General features: G+C 69.3%; 1 protein-coding gene and 1 tRNA gene. Both read right to left on the bottom strand.

The annotated features are described in order from the left end of the window. The coding region (locus tag HUK84_RS22345; protein ID WP_218064511.1) for a trigger factor family protein at positions 1-240 on the bottom strand (240 nt) is incomplete at its 3' end. A 92-nt stretch (positions 241-332) separates the two neighbouring features. Then, positions 333-417: transfer RNA gene (locus tag HUK84_RS22340), tRNA-Leu, on the bottom strand. Positions 418-557 lie beyond the last annotated feature (140 nt).

The raw sequence follows: 557 nt of genomic DNA, 5'->3' as shown, positions 1-557 counted from the left end.
CTCAAGCAGCGCGCGCGTGGCGTCGCCGACCGCCTGCTCCAGCACCTCACCCTGCACGGCGGTGCCGTAGCGCTGCTTGACGATGCTCAGCGGCACCCTGCCCGGGCGGAAGCCCGGCAGGTTCATGGACTGCCCCAGTTCCTTCAGGCGGGCGGCCCGCTTGCTCTCCAGTTCACCGGCGGGCACCGTGACGGTGAAGCCGCGCTTCAGGCCTTCGGAAAGCGTTTCAGTAACCTGCATCTGCCAGGCCATCCTCTCGGTCAGAACTTTCAAAGAACGCGCCTGGCCGCTCGGGCCGGCGGCGTCCGCACGCAAAACGCGATTGACCGGGCTGGTACGGGCGGAGGGACTTGAACCCCCACGACTTGCGCCACCAGAACCTAAATCTGGCGTGTCTGCCAATTCCACCACGCCCGCTACGGCGCCCGGGCCTCAAGCGGGCGGCTTTAGCGCACGATGCCCGATCCGGCAAGCCGACAATGGCGCGATTCCGCGCCCCGCCCCGTTCGTCAGCCCGCCGTTCCGCCCAACATGCAGGCCCGCGCCCGCGCCGCGCC

Source organism: Nguyenibacter vanlangensis, assembly GCF_013376155.1.
In the GTDB taxonomy this organism is placed as follows: Bacteria; Pseudomonadota; Alphaproteobacteria; order Acetobacterales; family Acetobacteraceae; genus Gluconacetobacter; species Gluconacetobacter vanlangensis.
This window is presented reverse-complemented; position numbering and strand designations above follow the sequence as displayed.